The following is a 20997-nucleotide window of genomic DNA, read 5'->3' as shown; positions in this document are numbered from 1 at the left end:
GGACTCCCTGTCCCCCGACCGCGTGCAAAACAAATCCCGCATCACGAAGTGGAAGTGCGCTCACTCGAGGTGTATGAGAGCTTGATGGGGGCGAGATCATGACGGAACTGGAGCAAGTCCGCCACCGTCTGGAAGAATTGGGTCTCCAAAGAGCATCCGAACTCTTGGATGCGCGGCTGAAGGCTGCGCAAAACAACCAAAGCACATACCTGGCTTTTCTTGGGGATTTGTTGGATGCAGAACTGTCTGAACGCAAGCGCAGGAACCTGGAGGTTCGGACCAAGTTGGCACGTCTTCCTTACCGGAAAAGCCTGGATGAGTTCGACTTCTCATTTCAGCCGAGTCTGGACGCGCGATTCATTCGGGAATTGGCAACGATGGCCTTCGTTCAACGGAATGAAAACCTGATCTTTCTGGGACCTCCCGGAGTTGGAAAGACCCATCTGGCCGTTGCGATGGCCATAGAGGCCATCGCTAAGGGGTTGTCCGTTTACTTCGTGAGCCTGACACATCTCATTGAGGATCTTCGTAAGGCCTATGAAGAAAACCGGTTGGACAAACGGTTGCGGATTTATGTAAGGCCTCGCATTCTCGTGATCGATGAGGTGGGCTATCTTCCCTTGGACAGTTTGGCAGCTAACTTGTTCTTCCAAGTGGTCAGCGCCAGGTACGAGCGTGGAAGCATTCTACTCACCAGTAACAAAAGCTTTGGGGAATGGGGAGAGCTCCTTGGTGATCCGATTCTGGCCACAGCGGTTCTGGACCGATTACTGCATCATTCTCATGTCATTAACATTCGAGGTAACAGTTACCGATTACGTGAAAAGATGAAGTCAGGAGCTTATGGAGGCTCTTCAGAGTCTGAGTGACAAAACGCCGGGATGGGTCAATTTTAAACCGGCTGAAGTGGGTTAATTTAATTCCGGCGTTGACAGTACTATTATTAGTACCTTTAAATCTCACACCCTGTTTTGCTAGTTTCAATCGATCTTCGTATTTTTTTGGTCTTGAGGGTCTGTTATAAAACCATTCTTTTCTAAGTTCAGAATATCCGTTTGGTACGTCTTCACTCCAACTACTTCTTCCCCATATTTGTACTCCATCTGATTCGAGAACGGCAACAGTTGATTCATTCCTTAGTATTCTCTTTTTCATTAATTCTGCTTCTTCAGTAGGAGTAAGAAGTCCAAGATCTTTTCTTACTTTTGCTACATAGTCAAGATCAACCTTGCCTGTTGCGGGTCGATACTTTGGAATATCATTAACTTTTACAATTAATCCATCTTTGATCTTAGCACCATTTTTTGTTACATAAAATTTTCCAATAATCTTCTTCCCGTTTTTTGCAAGAAAAAATTTTCCTTTTTCTTGCGTTTTAACTGTTACTATAGAATTAGCTGGTTTTTGAGGGCAGTTAGAAAACGGTATATTTGCAAAATACCCATGAGGTTGCTGTTGGAATGTAAAACAGTCGCTAATCTCTTTCACCGCAGGCTTTAACTTCGACGCAAGCGGTACTCCATTTTTTTCAGCAGTTACGGCAATTCGTTTAAATGCCTGGATGTAGGCCTCGGGATTGTGGGCGATGATCCCGGTAGCGAGACCGGCAACGGTGATGACCGTAGCGGCGACTTTATGGCTGAGGATGGCTTTCCGCAATGAAGAAAGGGCGCCCCTCACTTTGGAGACGGCTTGCGGGATGTGGAGTTTTTGAACGGTCTTTTGAACGAATTGGATTCCTCTTCCGATCCGGCCCATTTGACCCATTTTCGAGGCTTTGCCCGCTTGGGAAGCTTTGCTCAGCATGGATACTTTACTTAATTTCCCTGCTTTATCTACCCCTTTTGCCCCAAAAAGGGAAGCCACCACGTAACCGAACCATTCGGCCCTGCTGCTGGCATCTCCATGGATGACATCCCGTTTAAACGACTCGGAAACGAGTTTCCATGCCCCCTTTACGGTTTCAACAGGGTGTAAAACCGCATTAAAAATCCCTTTTATCGTTTTAATGGGATGAAAGATCATGTAGACAAGCCCTTTGATTGTTTCCCAAGCGGCTTTCAATACCCCGAAAGAAAAGCTATATTGCAAAATCCAAGCCAAGACGATAATTGCTGCGATTCCGGCAAACCAATTGCCTTTCTTTGCTTTTTCCCAATGTTTATCCATTGTACTGTAAGCTGTTTTTTTCAGCCATTCCTTACCGCTGGAGACCTTTTCCTCTGCCCAATTCACTGCTTTTGTAAACCAATTCTTGGATTCATTCTCTTTTTCCTCCTGGGAAGGTGAAGTGGGCGCCGGTCCTTTTTGAACTTTATCAAAATGATCATTCACTTGGGGAATATTAAAACTTCCCCCATCGGCAAAGACTCGACCGCTTCCCAAAATGCCAACACTAACAAAGGTCAAAAGAAAGATGATCATGAATCGATAAACAAACGTATTCATTTTTTCTGTTACAGAATATTTCGACATCCGTAACAGGTTCACCCCTCTTTACCAAAAATGATTTGATATGGGAGCAAAAAAACAGACTCGACCTTGGGTCAACTCTGTCCAGCAAAAATGATGAAACCGTATCTCATGACGATTCTATCATTTTTATCAAGAAAATTATATCATAAGCTAATATTCTTGAATATTAAAAGGACCAGCGTTTGGCTGGTCTCCTTTGAAGCGTTATCGTCAATCTGAATCATTTGGATTCACGATAGCAAAGTGTAAATGATCTTCCCATCTTCCGTTAATCTTCACGTTCTTCTTGGAAAGCCCTTCCTTATGGAGTCCTACCTTCTCCAAAACCCGAATCGACCCGATGTTATGTGGCATGACTCCTGCTTCAATTCTGTGCAACTTGAGAATCTCAAAGGCATGGTCAACAACCGGACGCACCGCTTCGGTAGTATAACCATGTCCGTTGTGCGAGTGATCCAAACAATAGCCCAGCCAACATGACTGCAAAGAACCACGGACCACTTCAGTCAATTCAATAATGCCAATCAGCTCATCAGTATCGACGAGGAAAATGCCGAACGTGTATTGCTCCTCTATCAGCTGAAAGGGTTCAGAATGAAACAGAATAACCTCGATTTCCGGATTTTGCAGCGGAAGATACACCACTCCAAGGTCAACAGCTCCATCTAAAACCGAATCTGTAATTTCTACGGAATGTCCTGTGATCAACCGTAAGGCAAGGAAGAAGGACTTGCCCTGTCAGGGTCAATTCCACTCTACGATTTGTTCTTATAAGCAACTCTTTTCCAAGTTCTTAATGCGGTTATCAGGACTGAGTTACATAAAGCAGTTCAGAAGCACGGGTAAAATTCTTTGTTTCGGCAACGGTTAAAAGGTCGTAGTCCATGGCTCCATCCTCCAAAGCACATTCAATAATAATCGGAAAAGCAAATCGTAATAATAAAACAATTCAATTTTTCAATCGATTCCATTATACGATAAACTGTAAGGGAAAACACTCTTGAGGAGGAGTCTCATTTGTTAACCAAACTGAAGCAGATGATCTCCGAACGGAAAACGGAGTATATCGAAGAATTAAAAGATTTTATCAGCATCCCGAGCATCAGTGCGCTTTCCGGGCATCAACAAGACATAAATAAATGTGCTGAATTTTTGATAAACCATCTAAGGCAGATTGGTTTTGAAAACGTTCAACTCATTCATACGTCAGGAAATCCCGTCGTTTATGGAGATTGGCTTCACGCACCGGGAAAGCCCACTGTTTTGGTCTACGGCCACTATGACGTTCAGCCTGCAGACCCGATTGAGTTGTGGGATTCGCCTCCCTTTCAACCGGAAATTCGCGAAGGTTTGTTATTCGGCCGAGGCGCAACCGATAACAAGGGCCAATGTTTCTCTCAATTGAAATCGTTCGAAATCCTGTTTAAAACGACAGGCCGTTTACCTGTCAATGTAAAATTGCTGATCGAAGGTGAAGAAGAGATTGGCAGTCCCAGTATCGCCTCATTTCTGGAACATTATAAAGACAGGCTGAATTCAGATGTAATTGTCATATCAGACACCGCCATGTTAAGTGAAAATCAGCCTTCGATTTGTTATGCCTTAAGGGGATTGCTTGGATTTCAAATCGATGTGAAAGGACCCCGCGTGGATTTGCACTCGGGAAGCATGTACGGGGGAGCGGTACAAAACCCCATCCATGCGCTGGTTCAACTTCTTGCCTCCATGCGCAATGAAAAAGGGCAAATCACCATTGACGGCTTTTATGAAGATGTGGTTCCCATTACTGAAGAGGAGAAGCAGTCTCTGCTTTCCCTTCCGTTTCATGAAAAAGAACTGATGGAGAGAATCGGTGTGACGGAACTGTCGGGAGAAGAAGGATATACCACTCTGGAGCGGGTTTGGGTGAGACCTACATTGGAAATCAACGGCATCGATGGAGGATATCAGGGAGAAGGAATCAAGACGATCATACCCAGTGAAGCACATGCCAAAGTAACGTGCCGCTTGGTTCCTGACCAAGACCCCGCCACCATTGAAAAGTGCATCCGCAAACATATTGAACGGCATACGCCAAAAGGAGTTCAAGTAGATATTAAGTTTCGCGAGCATAGCCATCCCTACGCCATTTCCATCCATCATCCGCTCATTCAACTGGCTGCAGAGTCTTACGGGAGAGCATATGGGGTTCCGGCTTGTTTGGTTCGTGCCGGCGGATCGATTCCGATCGTTGAGCACCTTTACCGAAGATTGAAATACCCTGTTATACTCATGGGTTTCGGCTCGCCAACGGCCAACGCGCATGCTCCGAACGAACATTTTTCCCTGGACAATTTTGAAAAAGGCATACTCACGCTGTGCGATTACTGGCTCAACTTGGCTTCTGTTTTAAAGGAATCGGAGGAGAGTCGATGAAGAAACAAAGATGGGTGTGGAACACTCAAGTGAGCGAATGTTCTTGTATCCGTTGTGGCTCGCGCTATGAAGCCGATGAATATCCAACCGGCTGCCCCAGGTGTTTGGAGCTGGGGTACCCGGCCAGCATGAAATTGGAATATGAGGGACTAACGGAAGAGAACAGCTCAAGCTCCTGTCTGCATAAACGCTTGCCCTTCTTGGACGTTCCTACCTTAGGTGAAGGAAATACCCCTTTGATTCATTTGGATCGATTAGCTGAGCAATTGGGAATCCATCGCTTCTGGGTGAAAAACGAAGGCATGAATCCCACCGGTTCCCATAAAGACCGGATGAGCCCTCTGGTGATCGCCCGGGCGCTCCAGTTGGGCAAATCATCCGTGGTGGTTGCATCCAGCGGCAATGCGGGAATTTCCCTTGCAGCATATGCCTCCTTTGCCGGTCTCCAGTGTACGGTGATCACAACCAAAGACATCCATGAAGACGTAAAGAAGTCTATTCAAGCATATGGAGCTCAACTGGTTATGGTTAGCGATTCATTTCAGCGATGGGAACTTACGCGCGAGCTGGCAGAGAATCAAGGATTTTACCCAGCGACTAACTATATGTTTCCGCCAGTTGGCAGCAACATGTATGGAGTGCAAGGATATAAGACCATTGCCTATGAACTGGTGCAACAATTAAAAGGATGCTCTCCTTCCGTTATCCTCGTCCCTTCTTCCAGAGCAGATTTACTGTGGGGGGTCTGGGAAGGATTGAAGGAAGCGTCCGCGTCGGGTTGGATCAAAAAATTACCCAAAATGGTTGCCGTAGAACCTTTTCCAAGACTCGTACGCGTTTTGCAAGGAAGCGACTACCGTGGTGAATTTACAGGTTCAACTTCCTTAAAGTCGATCGCCGGGACAACGGTTACTTACCAAGGGTTGTTGGCGATCCGCGAATCAGAGGGGACGGCTGTTGCCGCAAGTGATGAAGAAGCGCAAATGGCCCAGAAAGAACTGGCTGCCCATGGCCTCTACCTGGAACTCTCCTCGGCGGCCGTCTTAGCAGCGGCAAAACGGCTGATTAAAATAAACTTCATGTCAGAAGAAGACCAGGCAGTGGCTATTGGCACGGCTCAGGGATTGAAAAAAATTTAGAAGAGGAGGATTGAGAAAATATGATAAAGGGGTTATATGAAGCGCATTTACCCGTGACGGATCTTGACCGTTCCATCAGCTTTTATGAAAAGTTGGGTTTAACTTTATGGTTTCGAGAAGATCCTGTCGCCGTTTTTTGGATCGTCCCGCGCGTAAGCTGTTTGGGACTCTGGAAAACGGAAATCTCCCCCGACCGTAATCCGGGAAGCTTTCCGGGCAATGGAAGGCATGTCGCCTTTCTGGTGGATTTTGAGAACATCGACCAAGCGATCAAATGGCTGACCGATCGAGGAATCTCGCCTGTCAGTCACAATGGATTTTCGCCAAACGAGCCGATCGTTCGGCCACATCTTGGGAATGCTTCCGTTTATTTTGACGATCCGGACGGGAACAATCTCGAGCTGATTTGCAATCTTCCCACCAACTCCGATGGTTGCAACCAGATCCTATCAATGAGCGAATGGCGAAACCAAACCCGCGAGATCAAGTCTGAGTTGGTTCAAATCAAACAAAAAGACGAAGGGAAGGGAAAATAAAATGCCACGGGAACCGAGAGGGGTGAACGTAACCCCTCCCTTTTGCGTTTCACAATTTCGACGGGTGGCATCTTCCGCCAATCTTGGATCATTCTCAGGGTTTCTTGTTTATACCAACGATCACTTCCCCCTCATGATATATTTCTACTACATAACCTAACTCTGGAGAAAAGATCCATGTATCAAAGCTAACAGCAGTCACATCATCAATGACGCTAAAAACCTTTTTTAAATCTGACTGAATGATTGGTAAAGTTACCGCATCCCAAATGATATAAATTTTCGTCTTGAGATTTTCGTAATGCCTTTCCAGAAAAGCAAAAATATCATTAACAGTATTCACCTTTTCTCTCTTACTAATTTGATCCCAATCAATGCGCCCCCATTCAGTTAATGAAAACGAACCCTCAAAAATATTGAGTATTTTACTTTTTTCATCATTCGTTAAAATGTTGCTGTCTTCACCCAAGGATTCAATACATTCATCAAGTAAAGTCAACTCGCTCACCCTTTTATCTATTGAATTGCATTAAATAAATCCTCATTAACTTTTCCATATCCTTCGCTAGAACAATGAGGAAAGGCTGCTTCTTACTCTGGAGACGGTTTGGGAGATATGGAGTTTTCGTAATCCTTCTTGTACCCGGTCCCACAAAGATCGAAGCAACCTGAATGATAGCATATCCAAGCCAATGCGCTCTGCTTTTCGCATTTCCATGGACGACATCCCGATTCCATGACTCAGAAAGTGCTTGCTTAATCGCTTTTTTTGACTGCACGGGGTGTGACAGCGACCCCAGGTTTTATATTAGCCGTGAACAGTGGTTTGTTTTGCTTTATTCCACAGATTTTTACAGGTAGTGGTAAAACCGATCCCAAAGACCGGGTTTGGTGTTCTTGAATGGAGTCGGAGTCATCGACGTTTCGTTCGTTGGCTCTGGTTCTTGTTGAACTTTTTCAAGAGGGAACAGATATATAAAAAAATCACATTTCAAACTCACGCCATTTTTGATCTGGATTTAATTTTCCGTCATGATCATAGAAGTACTTGATCGCCTTAAGCATATAATCCCAAGATACACAAACCTTTTCCGGCATAATCGATAATTGGGAAATGGTGATACAGTATTCTTTTTCTTCCGACCTTGTTTGATCAACCAATTCAAAATAAGTATCAGAAGGATACAGCCCTTCAATCCCCTCTTCATCCTCTTCTTCAAAAAGCGGATCTGTCAACTCATACCAATAATTCACATAGTAAATATTCTGGCCATCAACCAAATTTCCACCGTGAACAACGATTTCCCCTTTTGCTTTCCGCCGTAGTAACACCATCGAGATGCTTTTCCCGTCCATCTGTTTCAAATATTTTTGAACAAGTTCCCAGTCAGGATTTTCAATATAAGGATCGCGATTTATTTTCAACAGCCACTTAGTCATTTTTCTATTTTCGATGCCTTTCTTGGCCCTTTCGTATATTGTTTTCGTTGGACAATCTCATCTTTTTTCGTCTTCTCCAAAAGACTTAAAAAGCTAAAGATACTCTCCAAATTACGATCAGTAACAAAATAAGACTGAATCCTGAAAACCAAATGGAGCGATTCTTGAACACAGGGCTGTTTCTCAACCACTCATCGATTCCAAAGAAAAGAAGCGAAATCAGGATTGGAGCAAACCAAGGTGCAGGCAGCATCATATCCTTGACAGCTTCCTTCAATGAACGGACACGATAATCAGTAAAACTGACAGCCAGAATCAGGATTCCCAAAATCCCAAAAACTACATGGGCAATTCCTCTGGCCGTTAACCGATTCCCGTTCAATTTTTCTGAAATCAATTCACTGAAAACCGAAGAGAGAACACCAAAGGTTAAGACTACCAGATAAATAAACATCCCATAAACAAGAATATTTCCACTCGCATTTTTGAGTAAAGGCCCCTGATATGCACCATCTTTCATATCAAGGTAAGTCATGACTAGTCCGTAAACGGTTGCTGATATTAAAGATGTGATAGATGCAGCAACCAATTTTCGTTTTATCAACTACCTGTCCCCCCATCTAATTGTTCCTTCAACCAGGGGCAAAGTATATTACATTTTTTCTATCTGTATGGCCGTTTTCCAAGTTATCTCGGACCCTGAAATCATCTTCTTTACTGTCTAATTATAATAATTTATAATATTTCCCACATAGTAATAGGAGGCGGGATAATGCAAATTTCGCTAGCACAAGCAGTAGCATTAAGAAACATCCTAGCTCGCAAGATTCAGGAACTTATTAATGAACGGTCTCAAGTGGCTATCATTTCTGTTCCAAAAGGCGAACAATTTGAACGCCCCAATAAAACCATCGAATCATTAACAGAAGAAATCAATGAGGTTCGCTCTCATTTTCGTCAACTGGACGTTGCGATGGCTACAGCCAACTTAAATCATACAATCCATTGGGATGATCAGGATATAACCATCATGGAAGCAATTGAATTAGCCAAGCAAATGCGGGGAGAGCTTCAGGAGCTAAAGAGATTTGGTTCCCGGAAAAAGCAGGAGTATTCTTCTCACTATGGAGAAGTCGTAATGGTTGAACACGCTTTGTATGATCCAGCCGAATATCAAGAAAAGGCGAAGAAGCTGGAACGTAAGGTTAACCGCCTATCATACTTAATTGAGGCAGAAAATCACCAAGTGAATTTTGATTTTCCCCCAGCAACTATTTATTTAGGTGAATGAGACCTGCGTACGGTCTCGGTAAGAAAAGAGGTGAAAACATTGTCTCTTTTTTTACCAAGACCGTAGGCAGTTATCTCCTATGGTCCAGAAGAATTGTGGACACCGCTTTCTCTGAGCGTATCAGTAGAATGAAATTATTATGATGAAATGTTCGGAAACGGATAACAGATAACTGGTTACAAAGTTACATGTTACAGATAACGGACGTTGGTTCTTAACATGGAAATTATTCATTTGTCCCGTTCTTCGGTAAAAACAGGTGTTTCTTGGAGCACCTGTTTTTATTTTGCTTGACGGTCGCTACCTCTGGGCCAAAGGGATTACCAAAGAATCCCCTGAAATCTCAAAAGGCCACCTTTTCCTTTTTCTTAAAGACTTAATCCGCAATATGGATCATAATTCCCTACCACTCTGGAAGCAGTGACAGTCTAACGAAAGCTAACAAAATCCTGAAAAACTGTGGGACGATCTCTACCTCTAACCCTAAAATCAACGTCAATAGCCACCTAAAATAAAAAACCATCCTGTACAGGATGGGATTTCTAAACAGTATTTTTAGTTATGAGCTCTTAACATACCTTCACCAGCACAAAAATCATCTAACCAACTACAAGACATTTCGATGTTCACATACCCTACGGGTACATGCTTGTTTTTCCAGTCTATGCTTAAGTTTACGTACCCTTTGAATAAGGTTTTCCCACCCGAATAAATGTGTACCCAAACTGGTTGCTTTCCAAGAGAAGATACATCTGCATCAAGCACTTGACCTTTGTATACATACACTCTGGATGCATCTGACAAAGGCGCGGAATTGTCTGACATAGAATCTACATAAATATGGCGGCTTGTTTGCGCAGCTGCGAAAGTTTGAGTACTAAAACTTACTACAGCCACAATTGTGAAGAGACCCATCAAAAATCGTTTTAACATCAAATCTCCTCCTTTGAGCAACCTTTAGGTTGTTTTCACACCAACTAGTCAGTGTATTTAAACCGACTGGTTGGTGTATCTTTATTTTAAACATTTTCCATGTTATAATCAATATGTTAATTAAAAAATTTCTGAAAATAGGGGATATTTCATGAAACAACAAGAGATGACAGAACGTACCATTCAAAAGCTGGTAGACGCAGGAATTGTTTTGTTTGCCAAATATGGGTACAGCAACACCAGTGTCGATCAGATTGTAAAGGAAGCAGGACTTTCCAAAGGCGCATTCTACGCTCATTTTGCAACCAAAGAGGATTTCTTGATGAAGGTTCTCCGGGATGGGATTAGCTTTTATTTTGAGGATTTGCGGGAGCTTTTGACCCAAGAAAACCGCGACCTGGTTGATGATTTTGTAAAGTTTTCCACTGATATGGTGGTCAAGACATACGAAAAGGGTTTTTCCGCCGTTCTCCTTCATTCAGCCATGACGTGTCAATACTTGCCTCAAGTTCAACAAGAATTGGCCAAACAGATGGAAGAGTGGCGACAGGACCTTACGCAGTTTATTGAAGCCATGAGAAAAGAGGGGCTTATTGGCAGTCCGCTTGATGCAAGAACCTTGGCGACCGCTGCAATGGCTCTGTTTAACGGATATAACATGCAGCATTACATCGATGACCGAATTGATATTATGGGAACCATTAAAGTATTTTACGAGATGTTGCAAATTCGATCGCCTAAATAATGGCCGGTATCCGTTTTTCAGTGCAAAAGCTAATGAAAAAGCTGCCCTTTTGTCGGGGGCAGCTTTTACTATTCCAGTCAATATTCTTCTATCTCTTTTTCTTCGCCTCAAGACAAGAAAACCTCCGCTGAATGAATCAGTGGAGGTTTCAGACTGAAGAAAAACCCTTCGATTAATCATTTTCATTCGCAGGGTTTTTATATGGCTTTATGATCATTTTGATTTATCGTTTTGTTTATCCGACCATACTCGATAACCAGCGCGGTCATTTGACAGCTTTGTCATTACCTTTAACCACGCATTTTGGTAATCCTCTCCAAGATCAGTAAACACTTTTTTCATTTGCCCTCTTTGCACCTGACTAAGTTTTTTTTCCAGTTTTTCACCTTCTTTTGTCAGAATCAGTTGTTTAATGCGGCGGTCCTGATCAGAGGACTTGGTTGTGATCAGTCCTTTTTTAATCAGTTGACGCAAGGGGTTATTAAGAGCTTGCTTGCTTATTTCCAACAGCGATAGTAATTCATTGACACTTAATCCAGGAAATCGGGCGACAAAAAACATAATGCGATGATGTAAGCGTTGGATTCCATATTCTTTTATGATTTCATCAGGTTTTTCCGTAAAAGTTTTGTAAGCGAAATAAAACATGACTAAGACTTGATTTAATTGCTCTTCTTGATTTTTATCCATTTCATTTCCTTCCTTCTAAGTGAATAACAATACATCCCAATATAAGTCAATATACTTGACCTTTTTTGGATAGTGATGTATTCTGTAATAGGTCAATGTGATTGACCTATTTTGCGACAGTGCTATAAGTGTTTATTTCTATTATAACCATCGTTTATCGAGAGGGATGAGATAGATGAGCAAAAAAATAACGGTTGGCGATTACTTACTTCTTCGGCTTAAAGAGATGGGCGTCCGGCATGTCTTTGGTGTGCCCGGTGATTATAATCTCGGATTTCTCGATCAAATTGCTAATATGGAAGGTTTGGAATGGATCGGGAATTGTAATGAGTTAAATGCAGCGTATGCTGCAGACGGATATGCACGGGTGAATGGCATCGCTGCCCTTGTGACCACATTTGGTGTCGGCGAGCTGAGTGCGATCAACGGGATCGCCGGATCTTATGCTGAACAAGTCCCTGTGGTCAAAATTACCGGTACGCCGTCGACGAAAGTGATGAAAAAGGGTGCATTGGTTCATCACACGTTGGGCGATGGCGATTTTACGCATTTTATGAATATGTTCAAAGAGGTTACTGTTGCCCAAACCATGTTGACCGAAGAGAATGCAGCTGAAGAAATCGACCGTGTTCTCCGTGAATGCTGGCTGCAAAAAAGACCGGTTCACATCAATATCCCAGCGGATATAAGCTATAAAGAAATTGATGCACCACAAACTTCTCTCGCCTTACCTGAACCTGTGAGCGACCCTACACAATTAAATAAATTTGTACAAAAAGCGGCAGAAGAGCTCAATAAAGCAAATTCACCGTTTATTTTAGCTGATTATGAAGTGAATCGTTACCGCTTATATGATCAATTGCGCACATTTGTAGAAGCATCCGGATATCCCATAGCGTCCTTTAGTATGGGGAAAGGGGTAATCGATGAAACTCACCCTCAGTTCATTGGAGTTCATACAGGACAATTAAGTGAGGACTTTTTAAAACAATGCATTCAAGAGAGTGACTGCTTTATTTTAATTGGTGTTAAGCTGACAGACTCAATTACAGGCGGCTTCCGTTTTATTCACGATCTTGAGAAGACCAACATTATTGAAATCCATCCTTCGTATGCTCGAATCAATAATGAAGTGTTCCAAGCCGTTTCTATGCGCGAAGCATTAGAACAATTAACGGAACACGTTCAACATCGGACATGGAATTTGAATCCTCGTCCAGCAGGCAATGGAAGCCCGTTTATTCCGTCATCAGAATCAATTACCCAAGAACGCTTCTGGCAACGGCTTGCATCGTTTTTCAAACCGGGCGATGTACTCTTGGCGGAACAAGGAACCTCATTCTTCGCCGCGTCTACTGTCAAGCTTCCGGAAAAAACAACGTTTGTAGGGCAACCGCTTTGGGGTTCCATCGGTTATACATTGCCAGCACTGCTCGGAACACAGCTTGCAGATCAAAATCGACGCAATATCCTGGTCATCGGGGATGGATCATTCCAACTTACTGCTCAAGAATTGTCTACGATCCTTCTTCATGACCTGAAACCGATTATTTTCTTGATCAATAATGACGGTTACACCGTTGAACGAATGATTCATGGTGCCGAGCAGAGGTATAACGATATAAACAGGTGGAATTATAGACGCATACCGGATGTGCTGGATCTAAATGGGAACAGCATCAGCTTTCAAATTAAAACTGAAGAAGAACTGGAAGAAGTGCTCTCTAAAGCTGAAAAAGCAAATAAACTGGTGTTTATCGAAGTTCATATGGGACGACTCGATTCACCAGCGTTATTAAGAGAGCTTGGAAAATTATTTGCCGAGCAGAATAAATATTGTTAGGAGCTGATGACTCCTACCATTGTATATTACTGGTAGGAGTCAGACTGTACATCTGAATACGACGCTTCCTACGAAGCGTCGTCCAACGCATTCCATGCATCTCTTTCATATCGGCAAAAACTCGCTCAATCGTTTTTCTCCGCACTAAATCACCACATATCACCTGGAATTATGGATACAACTAAACATACACGGAAAAGGGATTTCATGAGATCGGCTCCATCCGTTTCAATTCCAATATAGATACAACTAAACTCTTGCTGTTGATGATTACCTTCAAGTTGGAGTTTAGTTTCAATTCCAATATGGATACAACTAAACCCGTGTGTGAATATCGATAATATCAATTATTTTCAGTTTATAAAAAACAAAATCAGTCTGTAAACCTCCAATCCTGCAAAATCCCTGGGAGGTTCACAGACTCTTGGATGTGCTCGGATTTTTATTGATGTTCCCCAATCACTTCTCTATTAAAACCTGTCGCTTGATTTTGGCAGGACAGCCGTACCAATCATGATGGAAGGTTTGAAAATGCGAGTCACTTTGGATTTGTCAGAAATGGTAGCAACACAGACGAGACAAAGAAAATCAGAGATTTAACTTTCATCCTTGATATCATCGATCAAATCATATTTCATATGATTCATAATGTGATCGATCATGTGAAGAACATCCCATATCGGAGCGTTTATGATTTTGATTGGTCTCCGGATGGGATGGTACACAACTGGTGATCAAATCGGATCATGAAGTGACCCTAAATCCCCATGTTCGATGTCGGATTGTTCTCGGTCTTCTTGAGGTCATCAATGTAGCCACGGAACACTTGCAACGATTTATGCCGGGTGTGTTCCATAATGTCACGCTCGTGATGCCCCAAGGCATAGGTTGTCGTGATAAACCCTCTCCTCATACTATGTCCGGCAAAATCCTCTTCGTCAAACCCGGCCTTTTTGGCAACCCGCTTGATCGTGTCTTTAATCCCTTGCGGACTCAAGCGATGGGGCCATACTTCTTTTCGCGAAGTGTCTATCCGGCGAAAGACGGCTCCATTTCGGATGCCTGCCGCCTTTAACCAGCGCCGCAAATTTCTGATGGGACAGGTTTCGTTACTTTGCCCGTATTGAATCAGAATCCGCTCCCCCTTCTTGGTCTGGTCCGTCTTGGATTGACGAATGGTAATCCACAACCCATTACCGGTTTCCTCCAAATCTTCCACGTCCAGAGCAGACAACTCTGAACGACGGAAAGCTCCTGCATAACCCAAGGTCAAAATCGCCTTGTCCCGAATCCCCTGCAAGTCATTGGGGATCTCCCTGCAAATCGCAGTGACGATCTCGGCGGTCAGGGGGCGTTTTTTCGTCACCCTCTCTCCTTCTTTTCGCAGAATCCCTTTCCAGGTCTCTCTCACCGCAACCGAATCAGCTGGATTGAGCATTTCCTGAAAAGAAATCCCTTTCTCCTTTGCCTGGCTACGTTGAACTGACATCCACAAGTCATGGAACTTTCGAATGGTGATGATGCGTCTCCGGATAGTTGAAGTCTTTCGTTTCTTTCCTGTTTCATCAGCCGTGCCTTTTGCCAGTTCGGAGAGATAATTGGCCACCGTTTCCGGTTCGGCCGGAAGATGTCGAAGATTCCGTTTTTGGCAGTACTCCTCAAAATGCCTCCAATCGGATAAGTACGATTTGCGGGTGTTGTGAGCCATTGCATGCTCAATGTATTCCATCGCAGCATCATTCAGTGTGACCATTTCCCGCGTTAATGCATTGTCGTGCCGGGGTACGATGAGGGAGTGATAATGTTCGTCGGCCATCTCTCTCTCTCCTTTTTCTCTCTTTTTCAGTACCAACGATAACCTTATATTATCGTTGATACTATAGAATGTAAAGTATAGTAATTTGATTTGTTTTATTATATTTAAGGAAAGAAGTCAAATGGAAATATTATGCAAATCCGTCCGCTTCATTTTTTGGCATTCATCTTTCTGCTGTAAGGAATATTCTATGATTGCATTTAATGATTACGGTGATCCCCCCTGGGAATTCATGAGATGACTTTGCTCAGTCAAAAGAATCGGTTCTTGATCAAGGTGAGTTATGAATTACAGGACGCAGAGTGACAACTCACCTTGGTAAACTGATTGCAACAGTCGGTTCCCTGCTTATGTATTCCGGTGCCAGCATGGAGCGGATTCGACAAGGCTTGAAATCCTTGGATGTGGAGTTGATGCTGGCTTTTGCCTTCCTTGGTGCTGCGATGGTTCAACAAAAATATACCGGTGAGCAGGATACTATTAGCCGCCAAAGAAAAACCGGCAGGATAAATGCAAGGCCCGGGTAACCCTCTGACCACAGACGGAACCCAGGCTTTTTACTTCACTTACCACTAATTTAACGGGGCTGATTCATATCTTCATATGATCCGTTTTTTCTTAAACGAATCTTCTCCGCAAATTCTTTCGCTTTTCCATAAGAAAAACCCCTCTCTATTTCAGAATACTAAAAAAATAATAATTTTAAGAATCGCTTGCTAAATATTTTTAAAAGGAATTTTGATTCAGCGGAATGAGAATGAAGTGTCGGTTTAACCAAATTGCGTGAAAAGCGAATATGTGTATTAAAAAACAGCATCCCCTTAAGGAGGATGCCGGAAGAAAGTTTCTTCCATGTTTGGTCTTCTTACATGCCAGATTTATATATTCTCAAAACAGCATTGCGGGCATCTCCTGTTTCAGCTCGAAATCTCCCGAATACTCTTGCCAGTCTCCATCAATTCGTGTAATTTAATCACAGCAGTCCCACTCCCTGACTAACCCCATTTCAAAAAATTCAGACGAGCGATGATTTGAAGGGAATCGGGCTTATCTATTGACCACTGCTTCTTCCAATGTAAATGCAACAACTCGCACAATGATTCGCTTGACATAAAGATAGCGAACCAAGGCTTATTGTCCATTTCATGAGAGGGGACGGAGCAATGGAAAAATCAAGCAAACAGATAGACGAATGCCCAGGTTGCGGGCTCAAGCTGCCCAATCAACATTTTGAACTGACCCACAGTTACAATGCAACAAGTGAATGCTATCAAAAATACACTGAACTTACCTATTATACACTTAGCAAGCAAGACATCAATTTCATTCATCAACATGCTGTCGATGCATACGCTGCTCAGCATTCCGGAAATGAAATGAAAAATATCACCACTGCTTTTGCGTTAATTGGATTGTATTATGCCATTGAACATGGTTACAGCGGAAAACTAGTACAGCTTTGCAACCTCCGGATAAATCATCCTTTTCGCTAACTGTTTGTGATGTTTTGAAAGAAAAACCGGGAGAAATTCGAGATGTAATGCTTCGAAAATGGATGCATGATGTCTGGGAAAGTTGGAAATATCAACAGAATTGGGTAAAAGACATCTGCCGTACTCTCTTGAAATAAAGGTTTCTGTTCATAAAAACTGTTTTTTAAAGCATTGATGGATTGCGATCAGACTTTCATTTGAAGTATAGCGAAAACAGTCATAAATTGCAGGAGGCAGAAATGATATCGAGCTATTGCGAGCGCTTGCGAAATACTTGCCGTTGAAACCGGTCTTGAGTCTTCCCAAGCAAAGCAAGCTACGCTTCGTCGTATTCCAACCGCCCATCATGCCAAGAATAAAGAGGAACATACAATCATTTATATAAATCCAAAAATCAATATTGAAGGGAAAACAAAATAAAATTCAATACTTATCAAGATTGATTTTGAAATATAAAATAGACTATACATTTTCATAGAGAGATCTGGAGCTTCACCTAAATAAATCCAAAAGGGGGCATGTATTTTGTCGCAGGAAAATCCGGCAATAACGGAAATGGATTCGGAACAAAAAAAGAAGAAAGTTCCCGCCGACTCCTCACAACCTTTGTGGAAGACGCTTGTGATCTTCTTAATCCCGTTAGTATTCAGTAATGTTTTACAATCTTTGGGCGGCACGGTCAGTTCGGTTCTCATCGGCCAAAAAATCGGGGAGGATGCTTTGGCAGCGGCCAGCGCAGTATTTCCGCTCACTTTTTTTCTCATCTCTTTTGTGATCGGATTGGGGAGTGCAAGCTCGGTTCTCATCGGTCAGGCCTTCGGCAGCAAAAATATCGAGAGGATGAAGGCAACAGTAGGAACCTCTCTTTCGTTCAGCTTCTTGCTGGGGATCTTATCTTTGACAATCGGGCTTGTTTTTTCAGACCAATTGCTGAACCTGATCGGTATTCCCGAAGAGATCAAATCAGATTCGGAAAAATATATGCAGATGCTGTTTGCAGGATTGCCCATGCTGTTTCTCTATGTGATTTACACCACCTTGTTGCGCGGTACGGGCGATTCCAAAACGCCTTTCTACTTTCTCGTCATCAGCACAGGGTTGACGATTTTGCTCACCCCCTTATTCCTGTTCGGGTGGGGTGTGCCGGAGATGGGATTGGAAGGAGCAGCTCTAGCGCAAATCTTGGCCAGTTTCATTACATTCATCATTTTGATCCTCTACCTGCTTAAAACCCGCCATCCACTCGCACTGGATAAAACCACGCTGAAGAAGCTGAAACTTGATCCGCAGATTTTACGCCTGATGATCAAGATCGGTTTGCCGACGAGTATCCAGATGATTGTCATTTCGTTATCAGAGATCGCCATTGTCACTTTTGTGAACCATTTCGGTGCACAAGCAACAGCCGCTTACGGCGCTATTAATCAGGTGATCAACTATGTGCAGATCCCGGCCATGAGCCTGGCAATTGCCATCGGTATTTTCGGGGCCCAGATGATCGGTGCCAATCAACAAGATCGCCTGGGAGAATTGGTGAAAACGACTGTCCGTCTCAACTATTTGATCGGGATTGTTTTGTCGGGATTGATCTATATATTCAGCCGGCAGATTTTTTCTTTGTTTTTAACCGACCCGTCTACCATCACTGTGGCGCAAAAGTCATTGTACCTCACTTTATGGGCCTTTATCCTCCTCGGGCATGTGATCATTTTGTCCGGTTTGATGCGTTCGAGCGGAACGGTTTTCTGGCCCACATCGCTGATTATTTTATCTGTCATTCTTGCGGAAATCCCTGCAGCCTACATTTTTTCGCGGACAGTGGGATTGTATGGGGTCTGGCTCGCCTATCCCGTTTCATTCACCGTCGCTCTGATCGGACAATATGTGTACTATCACAGGTTCTGGAAACGCAAAACACACCAGCGTTTCTTTGACAGACCTGAGGAATCGGGAACGTAACCCGACAGCAGCCCGTCCAACCGGATGGGCTGCTTTTTTCATGGTAAGATCGCCGGATTTTTTAAAATAATCAGGACAATTTCTTTCTTTTATCGTTTATAATGATGTTGTAAGCGTTTTATGCAACCGCTTGCACAAAATCTCTACTGCATCTGAGGTGTTTACACATGCGTTTTACCCGTTTCCTCACCTGTTCCCTGCTCTTGCTGTTGATTTTGCCTCTTTCTTTTTCACCTCCGGTTGCCAAGGCTGCGTCCAACGACAACAATGTCGAATGGGACGGATTGTTTCATGACCAGGGCCCTCTTTTCGACCTTGCGCCCGAGCCCACCTCCACCCAGAGTGTCACGCTGAAGCTGCGTACCTTCAAAGGCGATATCACCAGCGCCAATATCAAATATTGGGATACAGCGGACAATGCATTTCACTGGATCCCGATGGTCTGGGATTCCAATGATCCGACCGGAACTTTCGATTACTGGAGAGGAACGATCCCTGCCAGCTCTTCCATCAAGTATTATCGTTTTCAGATCAATGATGGTTCCAGCACCGTTTGGTACAATGCCTACGGCCCTTCTTCCAACGAACCCGGTTCCGGTGACTTTTTCATTATCCCCGGCTTCAAGACACCGGATTGGCTGAAAAACGGTGTCATGTACCAGATCTTCCCCGATCGCTTCTACAATGGAAATCCTTCCAATGATGTGCAAACCGGTGAATACACCTACAATGGCACCCCCACCGAAAAAAAGGCTTGGGGAAACAGTGTTTACGCAGATCCCGGCTATAATAACAGCCTGGTCTTCTTCGGCGGGGACCTCGAGGGAATCGACCAAAAACTGGGATATATCAAGAATACAGTGGGAGCGAATATCCTTTATCTCAATCCCATCTTCAAGGCTCCGACCAACCACAAATACGACACGCAAGATTATATGACGGTCGATCCGGCATTCGGCACCAATGCCACTTTGCAAACGCTGGCCAGTCACATCCACAGCTCGGCAAACGGGCCAAAAGGCTATTTGATTCTTGATGGCGTTTTCAATCATACGGGAGACAGCCATCCCTGGTTTGACAAATACAACAACTTCAGCACGCAAGGCGCATACGAGTCCAAATCAAGCCCGTGGTTTAATTATTACACATTTACCGCCTGGCCCAATTCCTACGCTTCTTTCCTGGGTTTCAGCAGTTTGCCCAAGTTGAATTACGGCCAAAGCGGTTCGGCGGTTCGGGGGATCATCTACAACAACAGCGATTCAATCGCCAAAAGTTATCTGAACTCTCCTTACTCCATTGACGGCTGGCGTTTGGATGCTGCTCAATATGTGGATGCCAACGGAAATAACGGAAGCGATGCAACCAATCACCAGATTTGGAGCGAATTCCGCAATGCCGTGAAAGGAGTAAACAGAAACGCAGCCATCATTGGAGAATATTGGGGAAACGCCAATCCCTGGACAGCGCAGGGAAACCAATGGGATGCAGCCACCAATTTTGATGGTTTCACTCAACCCGTTTCCGAATGGATCACCGGAAAAGATTATCAAAATAATCCCGCTTCGCTCAGCACTTCGCAGTTTGACAGTTGGTTAAGAGGAACGCGGGCCAACTATCCGACAAATGTCCAGCAATCGATGATGAATTTCCTTTCCAACCATGATATTCCCCGTTTTGGCACGCGGGCAGAAGGCGACATATGGAAAACCTACCTGGCCCTGATCTTCCAAATGACATATGTCGGCACTCCGACGATTTATTATGGCGATGAATACGGAATGCAAGGCGGGGCCGACCCGGACAACCGGCGTACCTTTGACTGGTCCCAGGGCACGTCCTCCAACAGCGCCGTCGCCCTTACGCGGAAGCTCATTTCCATCCGCAATGAGTATCCTGCGCTCCGTACCGGTTCCTTTATGACCTTGCTGACAGATGATCCAAATAAAATTTACGCATATGGCCGTTTTGATGCCAAGAACCGAATTGCAGTCGTCCTCAATAACGATACCGTCAGCCACACGGTTACAGTCCCCGTCTGGCAGCTCAGCATGACCAACGGCAGCACGGTCACGGACAAAATCAGCGGCAAAACTTATACAGTGCTAAATGGTACCGTCACCATCACGATAAATGGACACTACGGCGCGATTTTAGCCCAGTGAGCGTGGTTTGCAGAAATGGGAGAGCACCGATTTCCGAAACAAAAGGATCGGTGCTCT

Annotated in this window: 18 protein-coding genes and 1 pseudogene; 11 read left to right on the top strand and 8 right to left on the bottom strand. The window is 43.9% G+C overall.

Translation table 11 applies throughout. From position 1 onward, the window contains the following. Positions 1–98: 98 nt before the first annotated feature. Positions 99–869: an IS21-like element helper ATPase IstB gene (gene istB / locus I8U18_RS13390; RefSeq protein WP_198064832.1), complete on the top strand. Its 771-nt coding sequence runs from the start codon at positions 99–101 to the stop codon at positions 867–869. Here the strand turns inward: istB and I8U18_RS13385 are convergent. After that, positions 790–2475, bottom strand: coding sequence for a hypothetical protein (locus I8U18_RS13385; RefSeq protein WP_198064831.1), 1686 nt, complete (start codon positions 2473–2475; stop codon positions 790–792). The two genes, istB and I8U18_RS13385, sit on opposite strands and share 80 nt — an antisense overlap. A 210-nt stretch (positions 2476–2685) precedes the next feature. Beyond that, positions 2686–3090, bottom strand: coding sequence for a GNAT family N-acetyltransferase (locus I8U18_RS13380; protein ID WP_370589396.1), 405 nt, complete (start codon positions 3088–3090; stop codon positions 2686–2688). 402 nt (positions 3091–3492) lie between these two features. Here I8U18_RS13380 and I8U18_RS13375 point away from each other — a divergent pair, with 402 nt between their 5' ends. Genes I8U18_RS13375 through I8U18_RS13365 form a run of 3 tightly spaced genes read left to right on the top strand, consistent with a single transcriptional unit; the run spans position 3493 to position 6565 of the window. Continuing rightward, complete coding sequence (locus tag I8U18_RS13375) at positions 3493–4890, top strand: dipeptidase (RefSeq protein ID WP_198064829.1); 1398 nt, start codon at positions 3493–3495, stop codon at positions 4888–4890. Then, positions 4887–6029, top strand: coding sequence for a threonine synthase (locus tag I8U18_RS13370; protein WP_198064828.1), 1143 nt, complete (start codon positions 4887–4889; stop codon positions 6027–6029). Before I8U18_RS13375 ends, I8U18_RS13370 begins: the two co-directional genes overlap by 4 nt. A gap of 20 nt (positions 6030–6049) precedes the next feature. Further along, a complete protein-coding gene (locus I8U18_RS13365; protein WP_198056577.1) occupies positions 6050–6565 on the top strand; it encodes a VOC family protein in 516 nt (171 codons plus the stop codon). A 94-nt stretch (positions 6566–6659) separates the two neighbouring features. Here I8U18_RS13365 and I8U18_RS13360 read toward each other — a convergent pair whose 3' ends face one another. The 3 genes from I8U18_RS13360 to I8U18_RS13350 all read right to left on the bottom strand — a co-directional run bounded on the left by I8U18_RS13360 (position 6660) and on the right by I8U18_RS13350 (position 8609). Further along, entirely contained in the window at positions 6660–7064 is a 405-nt protein-coding gene (locus tag I8U18_RS13360; protein WP_198064827.1) for a CDI toxin immunity protein, read from the bottom strand. Positions 7065–7549: 485 nt separating this feature from the next. Then, on the bottom strand, positions 7550–8005 hold the full coding sequence (locus tag I8U18_RS13355; RefSeq protein ID WP_181735477.1) for a hypothetical protein: 456 nt from the start codon (positions 8003–8005) through the stop codon (positions 7550–7552). Between the two features lie 85 nt (positions 8006–8090). Then, complete coding sequence (locus I8U18_RS13350) at positions 8091–8609, bottom strand: hypothetical protein (protein WP_033102450.1); 519 nt, start codon at positions 8607–8609, stop codon at positions 8091–8093. Between the two features lie 168 nt (positions 8610–8777). Here I8U18_RS13350 and I8U18_RS13345 point away from each other — a divergent pair, with 168 nt between their 5' ends. Continuing rightward, positions 8778–9296 (top strand): hypothetical protein, encoded by a 519-nt coding sequence (locus tag I8U18_RS13345; protein ID WP_198056401.1) that lies wholly within the window; start codon positions 8778–8780, stop codon positions 9294–9296. 555 nt (positions 9297–9851) lie between these two features. Here the strand turns inward: I8U18_RS13345 and I8U18_RS13340 are convergent. Continuing rightward, the gene (locus I8U18_RS13340; RefSeq protein WP_033102260.1) at positions 9852–10229 is read right to left on the bottom strand and encodes a hypothetical protein; all 378 of its coding nucleotides are present in this window, start codon (positions 10227–10229) and stop codon (positions 9852–9854) included. 151 nt (positions 10230–10380) lie between these two features. Here I8U18_RS13340 and I8U18_RS13335 point away from each other — a divergent pair, with 151 nt between their 5' ends. After that, complete coding sequence (locus I8U18_RS13335) at positions 10381–10974, top strand: TetR/AcrR family transcriptional regulator (RefSeq protein ID WP_081944016.1); 594 nt, start codon at positions 10381–10383, stop codon at positions 10972–10974. A 213-nt stretch (positions 10975–11187) separates the two neighbouring features. Here I8U18_RS13335 and I8U18_RS13330 read toward each other — a convergent pair whose 3' ends face one another. Next, positions 11188–11664, bottom strand: coding sequence for a MarR family winged helix-turn-helix transcriptional regulator (locus I8U18_RS13330; protein WP_033102261.1), 477 nt, complete (start codon positions 11662–11664; stop codon positions 11188–11190). 175 nt (positions 11665–11839) lie between these two features. On the opposite strand from I8U18_RS13330, the gene I8U18_RS13325 reads away from it, so the two are divergent. Next, complete coding sequence (locus I8U18_RS13325; protein ID WP_198064826.1) at positions 11840–13507, top strand: alpha-keto acid decarboxylase family protein; 1668 nt, start codon at positions 11840–11842, stop codon at positions 13505–13507. Positions 13508–14264: 757 nt separating this feature from the next. On the opposite strand, the gene I8U18_RS13315 is transcribed toward I8U18_RS13325, so the two are convergent. Continuing rightward, the gene (locus I8U18_RS13315; protein ID WP_052154435.1) at positions 14265–15323 is read right to left on the bottom strand and encodes a site-specific integrase; all 1059 of its coding nucleotides are present in this window, start codon (positions 15321–15323) and stop codon (positions 14265–14267) included. A 302-nt stretch (positions 15324–15625) separates the two neighbouring features. On the opposite strand from I8U18_RS13315, the gene I8U18_RS13310 reads away from it, so the two are divergent. The 4 genes and pseudogenes from I8U18_RS13310 to I8U18_RS13295 all read left to right on the top strand — a co-directional run bounded on the left by I8U18_RS13310 (position 15626) and on the right by I8U18_RS13295 (position 20940). Then, positions 15626–15850, top strand: a complete 225-nt coding sequence (locus I8U18_RS13310) for a hypothetical protein (protein ID WP_198059937.1) — start codon at positions 15626–15628, stop codon at positions 15848–15850. Between the two features lie 618 nt (positions 15851–16468). Continuing rightward, a pseudogene (locus I8U18_RS13305) lies at positions 16469–16953 on the top strand (DUF5946 family protein). Between the two features lie 418 nt (positions 16954–17371). Then, entirely contained in the window at positions 17372–18775 is a 1404-nt protein-coding gene (locus I8U18_RS13300; protein ID WP_198064834.1) for an MATE family efflux transporter, read from the top strand. Positions 18776–18942: 167 nt separating this feature from the next. Then, the gene (locus I8U18_RS13295; RefSeq protein ID WP_198064825.1) at positions 18943–20940 is read left to right on the top strand and encodes a glycoside hydrolase family 13 protein; all 1998 of its coding nucleotides are present in this window, start codon (positions 18943–18945) and stop codon (positions 20938–20940) included. Positions 20941–20997 lie beyond the last annotated feature (57 nt).

Source organism: Thermoactinomyces sp. CICC 10522, from assembly GCF_016055075.1.
Classification (GTDB): Bacteria; Bacillota; Bacilli; order Thermoactinomycetales; family Thermoactinomycetaceae; genus Thermoactinomyces_A; species Thermoactinomyces_A daqus.
This window is presented reverse-complemented; position numbering and strand designations above follow the sequence as displayed.

Excerpts from the sequence above, each read along its gene's own strand:
- I8U18_RS13385 (WP_198064831.1), bottom strand. The coding sequence starts at position 2,475 with ATGTCGAAATATTCTGTAACAGAAAAAATGAATACGTTTGTTTATCGA.
- I8U18_RS13370 (WP_198064828.1), top strand. The coding sequence starts at position 4,887 with ATGAAGAAACAAAGATGGGTGTGGAACACTCAAGTGAGCGAATGTTCT.
- I8U18_RS13325 (WP_198064826.1), top strand. The coding sequence starts at position 11,840 with ATGAGCAAAAAAATAACGGTTGGCGATTACTTACTTCTTCGGCTTAAA.
- I8U18_RS13335 (WP_081944016.1), top strand. The coding sequence starts at position 10,381 with ATGAAACAACAAGAGATGACAGAACGTACCATTCAAAAGCTGGTAGAC.
- istB (WP_198064832.1), top strand. The coding sequence starts at position 99 with ATGACGGAACTGGAGCAAGTCCGCCACCGTCTGGAAGAATTGGGTCTC.
- I8U18_RS13300 (WP_198064834.1), top strand. The coding sequence starts at position 17,372 with ATGGATTCGGAACAAAAAAAGAAGAAAGTTCCCGCCGACTCCTCACAA.
- I8U18_RS13365 (WP_198056577.1), top strand. The coding sequence starts at position 6,050 with ATGATAAAGGGGTTATATGAAGCGCATTTACCCGTGACGGATCTTGAC.
- I8U18_RS13345 (WP_198056401.1), top strand. The coding sequence starts at position 8,778 with ATGCAAATTTCGCTAGCACAAGCAGTAGCATTAAGAAACATCCTAGCT.
- I8U18_RS13340 (WP_033102260.1), bottom strand. The coding sequence starts at position 10,229 with ATGTTAAAACGATTTTTGATGGGTCTCTTCACAATTGTGGCTGTAGTA.
- I8U18_RS13295 (WP_198064825.1), top strand. The coding sequence starts at position 18,943 with ATGCGTTTTACCCGTTTCCTCACCTGTTCCCTGCTCTTGCTGTTGATT.
- I8U18_RS13315 (WP_052154435.1), bottom strand. The coding sequence starts at position 15,323 with ATGGCCGACGAACATTATCACTCCCTCATCGTACCCCGGCACGACAAT.
- I8U18_RS13355 (WP_181735477.1), bottom strand. The coding sequence starts at position 8,005 with ATGACTAAGTGGCTGTTGAAAATAAATCGCGATCCTTATATTGAAAAT.
- I8U18_RS13330 (WP_033102261.1), bottom strand. The coding sequence starts at position 11,664 with ATGGATAAAAATCAAGAAGAGCAATTAAATCAAGTCTTAGTCATGTTT.